The organism is Listeria booriae (genome assembly GCF_000766865.1).
GTDB classification, from domain to species: Bacteria; Bacillota; Bacilli; order Lactobacillales; family Listeriaceae; genus Listeria_A; species Listeria_A booriae.
The window spans coordinates 1-2,737 of record NZ_JNFA01000012.1; the positions used below are offsets into that span (position 1 = coordinate 1).

Sequence of the window (2,737 nt, forward strand, 5' to 3'; positions counted from 1 at the left end):
CACTGCGTTTACAGTTGGTGCAGATGGTACTGCGTCATCTTGTACAATCGTAGTGACAGAGCCACTTGTTACGCCTGATTTTGTTTGTTCTACGGATACGCTTGTGCCGGCTGCTAGTTTAGGAACCGTTACTTCATATGTTCCGTCTGCTTTAACTGTGTCTGTGTATGTCGTGTTGTTTGCTTGCACTTTGACTGTAGCGCCTGCAACGCCTGTTCCTGTGACTTTAGTATCTTGGTTGGATACGCGATTAACAGTTGGATTAGCTAATGTGTCTGCTTGGACGGTAACTGTTGTTGCTGTACCTTTATTGCCTGCTGCGTCTGTAAGAGATACCTCAATGTTAGCTCCAACGGCTTGTTTTGGAATCGTGATGCTGAATGCCCCTTGGCTGTTAGTGCGTCCTTCAACGATACCACCTGATGGTAGTTTCACGGCTACGTCGCAGTTGGCTTCGCCTGTTCCTGAGATGATAGTGTCTGTGTCTTTTACTGCGTTTACACTTGGTGCATCTGGTGCAATGACGTCAAGGACTGTTTTCGTTGCTTTTTGGCTTACATCGTTATCGCTATCTTTCGCAATAGCTTCTACCGTTGCGCCTGCTTCTGGTGTGTCGACTTTTACAGAGAAGGTGCCAAAATCATCGACTGTACCAATATAAGAAACACTGGAGCCGTTAGTGGTTACTTTGATAGTGACAGTATTTCCACGATCGCCTTTACCTGTGATGCTTGTAGATTTGTTAGTGACGTTGTCTAAAACTGGCGTGCTTGGACCCGCATTGCCAACTAGTTTGGATGCTTTCGCGGTTGCGCCATTTAGTGTGGCAGTCGCTTCTACTAGGCTATAGGCATTTTGTCTCGGGATGTTTACACTCCAAGTACCACTTGCATTAACTGTAGTCGAATAGCTAATACCATTTGCTTTAAACACTATGGAAGCTCCTGGATCACCTACTCCGGATGCTGTTGTACTTTTCGATGTCAATGGATCAATATACGGTGTTCCAATTGAGGCTTGTGAAACTGTTTGGCTTGCAGATGATGTTAATTCTAGAGAACTCGTTATAGTTGCGGTAATAGTTGCGCCATAGGCTTGTTTCGGAATTTGAATACTGTAATTACCCGAAGCGTCTGTAGTACCAGAGCCAATTTGTGCGTTATCATTTTTAATCACTACATTACTGTTTGGCTCTCCTTTTCCTGAGGCTGTTGTACTCGCCGTAGACAAGCTATCAAGACTAGTCGTAGCAATAGTAGGAGTTGCATCTGTTAGACTAATATTACTAAATCTAGTTTGCCCAGTAAGTATAGAAAAACTATATGAGTATCCTTGAAGCATTATTTCTTCACTCGTTCCAGTAGCTGTAAATGTCAATGATTCTTCTTTATTGCTTGGTTTAAGCCAGTGATTATATCCTACATCGTAAATTGGATCACTCGCTTGAGCGAAGGTGCTCCCTGCTGAAACTGAATATGCAGAGTTATTCACATCTGTGGGCGTGTACTTTAGTGTATACGTATGTCCTGGTATTGTAGCAATCGTTTGACGAAGCTGCAGACGTGAAGGAGGGTCGAGCTTAGCTCTGGTACCAACCAATAAATCCACACTACCGTTTCCACTAGGTAATATTTTATTAGTTAACTCTGGATAGCTACTAGATGTTAAACTAATCCAACCATTACTATCGGGAGCTGATACTACGATGTTTGGTACTACATAACCATACGGATCGCGAAATGATGGTGTCCAACTTGAAAGCCCATTAAATGCAGTATTTTGAAGTAGATTCGTTGAGGATTTTAAGCCAGTAGTTAGCTTCTTTTCAGCTTTATTTGTAACCGCTGAACTTCCCTCATTCTCTGCTGCCATACTTTTCGCTGGCATTGCTGTGATTAGTGAACTTGCTACTACGTTCGCTGCAACGACTGCCATTGCAACTTTTTTCATTGTTTGATTCTTACTCATTATTTGTTGCCCCCTCTTAATATAATTTTGTCTTTTTCTCATGAATTAATTCATCATGGAATTGTCTGATTGATTCTAACTCCTCTCAGCTACGGTTTCATTCCATTTGTGTTTAGCTTGAATTCATGAACATCCATTCCCTTCTATCTCGCCTTTGTACAAGAGTAGATTCGATTCCTTCTTGTGACGGCTTTATAAAATAGTTTTTTTACATATTTATAGATGTTATAGCTTCGTTTATATATGTTCAGTGTAAGTCGATTATGTATTTGAATAATTTTGTTGTATTTAATTTTTTATTTACTCCACACCTAATAGGAACATCAGGTGTGGAGCGTTGCTTTTATTTTACGTTAACTGCTTGGCGAGCAATTTCTGCGCCTGAGGCATCAAAGCCTACCATTTCTACTTTTTGTGATGTTGATGTTACTTTGTCTGCAGCGTATACTGTGAATGAATTTCCTGAGATTGCTGCTTGACGAGCTAAGACATCATTCACGAAAAGTTGTACTTTCTTGATGTCTGAATCGATTGTTCCTGTGATGCTGTCTGTACCGATGGTGTAGTCTGCTGGTGTAATGGTTTTGTTAGTTACTGGTGCTACACTTGTTACTGGTACTGTGACACGGCTACGCTCAAAACCTTGGGCGTCATAACCCGCAATTTCTACAGTATCGCTTGCTGATGTGATGACGTCTTTCGCATAGATAGCATAAGCGCCATTTGCAACGCTTGTTTGGCGTTTGACATCACCATTCACGAAAATTTT

At 41.5% G+C, this 2,737-nt stretch carries 2 protein-coding genes; both read right to left on the reverse strand.

Going from position 1 to position 2,737, the window contains the following annotated elements:
• Nucleotides 1-1,968, reverse strand: a 1,968-nt coding sequence (locus EP57_RS05910) for an Ig-like domain-containing protein (RefSeq protein ID WP_036085150.1), incomplete at its 3' end; no start/stop codon positions are given.
• Nucleotides 1,969-2,311: 343 nt separating this feature from the next.
• Nucleotides 2,312-2,737 (reverse strand): immunoglobulin-like domain-containing protein (locus tag EP57_RS16945; RefSeq protein WP_036085152.1); only part of this gene is annotated, 426 nt, incomplete at its 5' end.